Raw genomic sequence first — 8,425 nt, forward strand, 5'->3', positions numbered from 1 at the left:
ATGCCTTTTATTGCATCAGCTTTTCCGCAATTTCTTTGCCGGCTGCCAATGCTTTAAGATTCATTTCTACAATTGCTTCTCCCTTGCGCTGGAAGATTTCACGGATGCTGTCTTGCACTTTTTCGTAATCAATACCCAGGAATGGGATTGTTGCTCCCAGTAAGACAATGTTGGCAACGCGGGCGGAGCCTACTTCTTTTGCCACTTTGTCTACGTTCAATACTATTTTATGAGGCAGTTTGTTGATTTCTGCCATCACTTTGTCTGTTTCCGGATAATTGGGGATGTTGACAAACGGAGTTTCGTTAGTCACCAACCAGCCGTTAGGGCTAAGGTAGGGGAGGTAACGCAATCCTTCCATCGGTTCCAATGAGATGATGAGATCACATTTGCCTGATGGGATCAGGTCTGAAGCAATCGGCTGGTCGCTGATACGGAGATTGGATTGGACATCTCCTCCGCGTTGGCTCATTCCGTGTACTTCCGCTTGTTTCATGTATAATCCTTCTTTCAAGGCAGCTTTGCCGATTACTGTGGCAATGGACAGAATTCCCTGTCCGCCGACTCCTGATAATATAATGTCTTTTTTCATGGCTTACTTACTTTCTTTTTTTGCGTGCTAATGTCTGGATACACTCTCTGCGTGGGATAATGACAGATACACCACGATATTCGATTTCTTCGCGAATGATTTGCTTCATTTCCTCATAGTTCTTCTTCAATGGAGTAACTACACGGATATGGGCCGGATCTACTCCGATACCTGCACAGATCGCTTCGATGCGTCCGGTTCCGGCAGAATCCTGTCCACCTGTCATGGCGGTGGTTTCATTGTCGGAGATGACGATGGTTACACTGGCGTTCTCGTTCACGCAATCTAACAGTCCGGTCATTCCGGAATGGGTGAACGTTGAGTCGCCGATGACAGCTACAGCCGGGAAAAGACCTCCGTCAGCGGCACCTTTTGCCATCGTAATGGAAGCACCCATATCCACGCATGAATTAATTGCATTGAAAGGAGCATTTGCACCTAATGTATAACAGCCGATATCGCTGAATACTTTATGAGATGGATATTCTTCTTTCAGAACTTCGGTCAGCGTGATATACATATCGCGGTGTCCGCAGCCTTCGCAAAGTGCAGGCGGGCGCATTTCTACAACAGAAGGAATACCGAATTCCGATTTATTCTCTTTACCTACGGCACGGGCTACAGAGTCCGGATTTAACTCTCCGTCCTGTGACAGAGTACCGTCGAGGCGTCCTTTTACTTTAACGCCGATACCCAGATAACCTTTCAATTGTTTTTCTACAAAGGGTTGTCCGTCTTCCAGAACTAGGATTTCGTCACAAGACTCGATCAATTGATGCAATTGTTTTTTAGGCAATGGATATTGGCCGATCTTGAGTACCGGATATTCGCAACCTTCCGGATAGTTTTCCATCAGATAATTGTAACCGATACCACAAGCTACGATTCCCAGCTTTTTGTTAGGACCGTCTGTGTATTTATTATAAGGTGATTCTTCTGAAGCTTTGATAAATTCGTCTTGGCGGGCAAGCAATACTTTGTAGCGTTTGCGGGCATTTCCCGGCAACAAGATGAACTGACGCGGATCTTCGCTGAAAGAGATGCTGTTCTGCGGCTTCTGCTCTTTGCGTTCTACTCCTGAACGGGAGTGTGCCAGGCGGGTTACCATACGCATCAGGATCGGTTCGCCTACTTTTTCAGAGAATTCGAAACCACTGTATACCATATCATACGCTTCCTGCTGATTGCTTGGTTCGTACATCGGTATCAGTGAGAAATCTCCGTAGAAACGGCTGTCCTGTTCGTTCTGCGAGGAGTGCATACTGGGGTCGTCTGCGGCTATCACAATCAATCCGCCTTTCACGCCTGTGATGGCAGAGTTGACGAAACAGTCGGCAGCTACATTCATACCTACGTGCTTCATACAAACTAATGCCCGTTTACCTACGAAAGACATACCCAACGCAGCTTCCATCGCTGTTTTTTCATTGGCACACCAACGGTTGTGTATATTCTGTTCGGTCGTTATAGGGGCCATTTGAATATATTCCGTAATTTCAGTTGAAGGAGTACCCGGATAGGCATAAACGCCTGAAAGTCCGGCATCCAGTGCAGCTTGTGCAATGGCTTCATCGCCAAGTAAGAGTTGCTTGCTCATATCTATTTCTTTTATTTAGTGTTGATCACAGTTTGTTAATCTATCGGGCAAAGATAGGCTTTTCCGTTCGTTTTATCACAAATTTACTTGAAAATCTTTCTTTCATTCAGGGCTTTCCAGTATTTTCTTGCATTTGCCATGTGGTCGGCGTAATTGGAGGCAAAGTTGTGAGTACCGGAAAAATCTTCTTTGGCGCACATGTAGATATAGTTATGTTTGGTATAGTTCAACACGCTGTCTATTCCCTTTTTAGAGGGAATACGGATGGGACCCGGAGGTAATCCGGTATTTATATAGGTATTGTAGGGAGAATTGACTTTTAAATGCTCGTTGGTAATTCGGCGCAGGCCAAAATCCTGCAGGGCAAATTTGATGGTGGGATCTGCTTGTAAGGGCATATCTTGATGTAACCGGTTGATATACAATCCGGCTACCATTGGCTTTTCTTCGTTGTTGTTGGTCTCTTCTTCAACGATGGAAGCAAGTGTGCTGACTTCTTCCGGTGTCATGCCGATGGCGGTAGCTTGTGACAGGCGATCTTTATTCCAGAAGCGTTTGTGTTCGTCCTTTATTCGTTTAAAGAATTCGTCTACGCTCATATCCCAATATACCTGATAGGTTTCCGGTATGAAAAGGCTGGGGAGTGTTATACTGGTATATCCCATTTGAACTAGGAAAGTAGAGTCGAACAGTTGGCTCGCGATTTCGGCAGAGTCTATCATGAGTTGCTTGCCGATGCTTCGCGCCAATCGGTCTAATGTCCGGACGCTTCCGATAGTAAGGTTCATAGGTTCCTGATAACCTCTGGAAAAACGGCTATATACATGATAGACGTTGTCATTGGGGCGAATGGCATAACGACCGGTGTGGATATTCTGATTGAAATCCTTGTATTTTGCCATCCACTGGAATCCGGTGAACTTATTGACATGCCCGAATTCTTTTATTTTATGGTAAATAGAATCGGCAGTATCATCCCGGTCTACATAAATATATACGGTTTTAGATGGGTGAAATTGGGGGGCAAACAGATAATAATAAAAGGTGCCTCCGGCAACTGCACAAAGGAGGAATGCTCCGATTAGAATTGATAGTAGAATATTTCTCTTTTTTTTCTTCATCTTTTGAGGTGTATTTAAAAAGTTCGTCAAAGATAAAAAGAATTTGGATAGGAGTGTTCTCTTTTTAGGATGAATCATAAGGCGATTACATCAAAAGTATATTTTCTTTCGGTGCGATTGTGAATTCATTCTTTCACGTTACGTCTGCCTTGCTTGATTTATTCAGCTGCTTATTGTGTCTCTTTGTTTTCATTGTGATTATCTTTTTGTTTCCAGAGTAGTTCCATTATTCCCATATATTGTGGGACTATTTTCCCGCAATATATGGGAATGTTTTCTCATAAAATAAGAGAATACTTTCCCACAATATGTGGGAATAAGACAATCTCTTGACGTTACAATGGGAAACCTTGAGAGTAATACAACAACTCCCTTTTATTGAAGTGAGAGTCTGTTTGTAACTAGAATGCCATTGGCACAAGGAAATGAATTCATTTCAGAGAAACGAGTTTTGCTACTTAATTAGGCCACAGGGAGTAATTAATATCTGCTTCTATTTTGTTTTCTATCTCATCGGGCAGAGGTGCGAAGAAATCCATGTTAGTCAGGCTCTCGATGCTATCTATTGTTACCGCATAGGATGATAGAGGTTCTACTGCCTGCTCATTATTGAATAAGAAACCGATAGCTCGCATCGGCTTGACAAAAGGAGAAAGGACTACTTTAAAAAACTTTTGAGGTACTACGACTTTATTCTTTCCGATTGTTTTGGGATATTTTTCAATAATAGGACCACATATAATAATGATGGTGCTGTCTGCTATGGCCCAATCCCGGATCTTTTCTTCCAGATTTTTCCATCCTCTTCTGTTTAGTTGTGGATGTTGCGGACACATATTGCTGAAATAAAATGATTCTTTCATGGCTTCAGGACTCCATTTCATATCTGCGGCGGGAGCCATGTGACCTTTGTCATATCCTGAACGGGTATAGTCGGCATTTGTGGCAATCGGACCTGTCACTAGTGGATCGGTAATAAAGCGATTACCTCTTTTTTCTTTTCCTTTGGTTTCTTTTCTTGTTAATTCGTAAGAAACCCAGTTGGGAATTTTTAAATCTTTGTTGTATGATACCGTATATCCGCTATGGCGGATGATTTGTTCTTGCCGGGGAACTAGTGATATAGGTGTCTCCAGATCTTTACCGGGTGGAATTTGAAAGGAAGTATCAGTTTGCGGTTCGTTATTTTTCTGGATATTAATCTGCTGGCAATACAAATAAACACCAAAAAGAATAGGAATGAGCACAATAATGGCGATGATACATCCTAATCTATTATTAGAATGTGATTTCTTTTTGAATAGTTTTCTGTTTTTACCTTTTTTATTTCGATTCATTGATTGGCTGGTGATGACAGGTTTGTTTTATTCTTCTTTTCTCATGCTGAATTCGCAACCGCAATATTGTTGGTTGTAAAAGTTGTATTCTTTAATGATGGCAATACGTCGCTCGCTAAGTCCCCCTTTCCGCCAATTCTGTTCCCAGTATGTGACATCCGGGTAAGAGGCGGTAGCATATTGTCCGGCTTCATTGATCTGCTCCAGACTTTTCCAACGACTGGAGGCAAGTGTCGTGGTAATTACAGAGAAACCATGTTCGTGTGCGTAACGGGCTGTCTCCAATAAACGCAGTTTAAAACAACGCAGGCAACGTCCTCCTCTTTCAGGTTCCTGCTCCATTCCTATTATGTGACATCGCCAGTTTTCATGATCGTAATCAGCATCTATGATCTCCAATCCCAATGATTGGGCATAGCGCGTACATTCTTCTTTTCTTATAATATACTCTTCCTGCGGATAAATATTAGGATTGCAATAATAAATAACGGGGGTGATATGATGTTGCATCATACATTCAATAATGGCTGATGAACAAGGAGCACAACAAGTATGAAGCAAGACTTTATCGGCTCCTCCCGGAACTTCGAGTTGGAATTTCTTTTTCATGCTGTAAAGTTAGTACATATTTACGATACGAGTCAATGGTTTATGTTTTATTCAGAATAGTTTTTTTTAGTATCTTTGTCCACTCAAGTTTATAACAGAACAATAATGAATGAATTAAATTGCGGGCAAGAAGAGCAATATGCAGGCCCGGAGAAGAAAAAAAGTACCTCGAAAATTGTAAAGAGAACTTTAGTTGTGGCTGCATTAGCTTTGGCGGTATATGTTGTATATTCCGTAGTTTATTTATTTGTTTCGCCTGATCGTAATATTCAGCAAATCTATCTGGTTCCCGAAGATGCTGCGTTTATCATTCAATCATCGGCCCCGATTGAAGATTGGGAAAAGTTTAGTGGAAGTGAAACATGGCAATGTCTGAAGAAAGCGAAATCTTTCGAGGAAGTAACGGAGAGTGTAGAGAAGCTCGATTCGGTAGTCAAAAGCAATAAAGTGTTGTTGTCGCTTGTTGGTGAACGGGATATGCTTATTTCGCTTCACAAGACCCGTGCCACAAAGTGGGATTTTCTGCTGATTCTGGATATGCAGAAAACATCGAAAATGGATTTATTGAAAGACCAGGTGGAAACTGTATTGGTCATGAGTGGCTTTACTGTCACCAACCGGATGCATAACGGCATTAATATCCTTGAAATGCGTGATTCCGAAACAAGGGATATTTTCTATATTGCTTTTGTGGATAATCATTTGGTAGGATCTTATACGTCCGGGCTTGTCGAATCGGCTATTGATTCGCGTAATAAACCCAAAATCGGACTTGACCAGTCTTTTATTGAAACAGAGAAGTTGGTTTCCGGCAAGGGGCTTGTCAGAGTCTTTATTAATTATGCGCGCGTACCTCAATTCATGTCTATTTATCTGGGGGCAAGAAACGAATACATTGATCTGTTTAGCAATTCTATGAATTTTGCCGGACTTTACCTAAATACGGATAAGGAGCGGATGGAAGTGAAAGGGTATACGTTGAGAAAAGATTCTGCCGATCCTTATGTCACTGCTTTATTGAATTCGGGAAAACATAAAATGAAAGCGCATGAGATTCTGTCCGGGCGGACGGCTCTTTATACCAATATAGGTTTCAACAACCCGGTAACTTTTGTAAAAGAGCTGGAGAATGCGATGTCGGTTCATAATAAACAATTGTATGATTCTTATCAAAGTTCCCGGAAAAAGATTGAAGGGCTATTCGGGATATCTTTGGAAGAAAACTTTTTGAGTTGGATGTCGGGAGAATTTGCTATTACGCAATCCGAACCGGGGTTGTTGGGGCATGACCCAGAACTAATTCTGGCTATCAGAGCTAAAAGTATAAAAGATGCCCGTAAGAACATGGAATTAATAGAAAAGAAGATTAAGCGGCGCAGTCCGGTTAAGATAAAGACGGTTAATTATAAAGATTTCGAGATTAATTACGTCGAAATGAAAGGCTTTTTCCGCCTGTTCTTTGGAAAACTATTTGATAAATTTGAAAAGCCATATTATACTTATGTCGATGATTATGTAGTTTTTAGTAATAAGGCTGCATCTTTGCTCTCTTTTGTGGAAGATTACGAGCAGAAGAATTTATTGAAAAATAATCCGGGATTTGAAAATGCGCTTTCCTATTTAAAGTCAAGTTCTACCATTTTCTTATATACGGATGTGCACAAGTTTTATTCCCAACTGAAACCTATGATGAATCCTGCCACATGGAATGAAATACAATCCAATAAAGATATTCTGTATTCGTTTCCTTACTGGACTATGCAGGTTATAGGAGATGGACGGTCAGCTTCTTTGCAATATGTGATGGATTACAGTCCATATCAACCGGAGGAGGTTGTTGCCGTTGCTACCGATGAAGATGATGAGGAAATGAACGAAGATGCTGAAACTGAAAAAGAACAGATGAGCGAATTGAAGCGTTTCTATGTCGAAAAGTTTGAAGGAAACGTTTTGAGGGAGTTTTATTCGGAGGGAGCGTTGAAGAGTGAAGTGGAAGTAAAGGAAGGAAAACGTCACGGTCGTTACCGTGAATATTATGAAGATGGGACATTGAAGCTTCGTGGAAAGTATGCAAATAATAAACCGAAGGGTACATGGAAGTACTATACCGAGGACGGGAAATTTGAACGCAAAGAAAAGTTCTAGATTACGTCAACAAAAGTTGATTTAAAAATTATGCTCAAAAAATAATCGGATTCTTTTTGTTTTCTCAAATAAAGCTGTAATTTTGCACGCCGTAAACGAGAGACAAACGCCGCTATAGCTCAGTTGGTAGAGCAACGCATTCGTAACGCGTAGGTCGCCAGTTCAAGTCTGGCTAGCGGCTCTCAAATTAGAACGCTGATTATTAATTAATAATCAGCGTTCTAATTTTTACAGGATTCCCTATTCTTATTTTAAAAGGGAAATCCTGCGTATGTAATAGATGTGAAATATAAAAATGTAATCTATGTTGAGTCGTATTATTGTTTTAGTGGTTGCCGGAGTAGCCGTAGTCTATATCGTTCGCTTTATAGATAACTTTTTCTCCCAACGTAGAAGATAAAACTAGCTTTCAAACATTCTGCTGCGTGCGAGCATACAAGCGCCAACGATGCCGGCTTTGTCTTTCAGCTTAGATGTGATGATGGCTGAATCTTTATTAACCAGATTTAGAGAGTACTTGCGTACGGCTGTTTTTATGGGCTGGGTGATATAATCACCGGTTAAAGATAAAGTTCCACCTATAATGACCAGTTCCGGGTTGAAGATATTGATTAGCCCGGCAATCTGTTTGCCTAGTTTCTGTCCGATTTCTTCTACAATTTCAATGCAAAGCAGGTCTTCTTTATTCACAGCGGCAATGATTTCATCAAGAGTGATCGGGTTTTCCTCTGTGGCGATTCGTGTAGATAGAATGGAACTTTCCCCACTTTGAATACGCTCTAATAAGATACGATGAAGTGCCGATCCGGAAGCTTCCGTCTCCAAGCAACCTTTTTTTCCGCAATGGCAGATTATCTCATTATCATAAGCACTCATGTGTCCAAATTCACCGGAGAATCCGGATTTCCCGGTATAAATCTTACCATCAATAATAATTCCGATACCTACTCCCCAGCTTACATTCACAAAAATGATATCTTTTTCTCCTTTTACGCAGCCTTGCATATATTCGCCATAAGTCATG

7 protein-coding genes and 1 tRNA gene are annotated in these 8,425 nt (G+C 41.3%); 2 read left to right on the plus strand and 6 right to left on the minus strand.

The window, feature by feature from the left end; genetic code table 11:
• Positions 1 to 7 precede the first annotated feature (7 nt).
• From BXY_RS07945 to BXY_RS07965, 5 genes are all read right to left on the minus strand, one after another.
• Entirely contained in the window at positions 8 to 592 is a 585-nt protein-coding gene (locus BXY_RS07945) for an indolepyruvate oxidoreductase subunit beta (RefSeq protein ID WP_008644099.1), read from the minus strand.
• A 7-nt stretch (positions 593 to 599) separates the two neighbouring features.
• Positions 600 to 2,189 (minus strand): thiamine pyrophosphate-dependent enzyme, encoded by a 1,590-nt coding sequence (locus BXY_RS07950; RefSeq protein WP_015531649.1) that lies wholly within the window; start codon positions 2,187 to 2,189, stop codon positions 600 to 602.
• A gap of 83 nt (positions 2,190 to 2,272) precedes the next feature.
• Positions 2,273 to 3,310, minus strand: coding sequence for an endolytic transglycosylase MltG (gene mltG, locus BXY_RS07955; RefSeq protein WP_008644108.1), 1,038 nt, complete (start codon positions 3,308 to 3,310; stop codon positions 2,273 to 2,275).
• Positions 3,311 to 3,768: 458 nt separating this feature from the next.
• Complete coding sequence (locus BXY_RS07960) at positions 3,769 to 4,647, minus strand: DNA/RNA non-specific endonuclease (RefSeq protein WP_004313252.1); 879 nt, start codon at positions 4,645 to 4,647, stop codon at positions 3,769 to 3,771.
• Between the two features lie 27 nt (positions 4,648 to 4,674).
• Positions 4,675 to 5,256, minus strand: a complete 582-nt coding sequence (locus BXY_RS07965) for an epoxyqueuosine reductase QueH (RefSeq protein WP_008022000.1) — start codon at positions 5,254 to 5,256, stop codon at positions 4,675 to 4,677.
• 105 nt (positions 5,257 to 5,361) lie between these two features.
• Between BXY_RS07965 and BXY_RS07970 the strand changes: the two genes are divergently transcribed.
• Complete coding sequence (locus tag BXY_RS07970) at positions 5,362 to 7,401, plus strand: DUF3352 domain-containing protein (RefSeq protein ID WP_008644111.1); 2,040 nt, start codon at positions 5,362 to 5,364, stop codon at positions 7,399 to 7,401.
• A gap of 108 nt (positions 7,402 to 7,509) precedes the next feature.
• Positions 7,510 to 7,582: transfer RNA gene (locus BXY_RS07975), tRNA-Thr, on the plus strand.
• A gap of 221 nt (positions 7,583 to 7,803) precedes the next feature.
• Here BXY_RS07975 and BXY_RS07980 read toward each other — a convergent pair.
• The coding region (locus tag BXY_RS07980) for an ROK family protein (protein ID WP_208946788.1) at positions 7,804 to 8,425 on the minus strand (622 nt) is incomplete at its 5' end.

It is taken from the genome of Bacteroides xylanisolvens XB1A (assembly GCF_000210075.1).
GTDB lineage: Bacteria > Bacteroidota > Bacteroidia > Bacteroidales > Bacteroidaceae > Bacteroides > Bacteroides xylanisolvens.